Origin of the sequence: Photorhabdus akhurstii, from assembly GCF_018448925.1 — a bacterium.
Lineage (GTDB): Bacteria > Pseudomonadota > Gammaproteobacteria > Enterobacterales > Enterobacteriaceae > Photorhabdus > Photorhabdus akhurstii.
On the sequence record NZ_RCWE01000168.1, the window covers coordinates 1 to 232 of the forward strand.

Sequence of the window (232 nt, forward strand, 5' to 3'; positions counted from 1 at the left end):
TCACCCCCAGCCACAGGTCATCCGCTAATTTTTCAACATTAGTCGGTTCGGTCCTCCAGTTAGTGTTACCCAACCTTCAACCTGCCCATGGCTAGCTCACCGGGTTTCGGGTCTATACCCTGCAACTACTTCGCCCAGTTAAGACTCGGTTTCCCTGCGGCTCCCCTATACGGTTAACCTTGCTACAGAATATAAGTCGCTGACCCATTATACAAAAGGTACGCAGTCACCC

General features: G+C 51.3%; 1 rRNA gene. It reads right to left on the minus strand.

The features are described 5' to 3' along the window. A 23S ribosomal RNA gene (locus EAE93_RS24180) occupies window positions 1–232 on the minus strand; the annotation flags it as partial.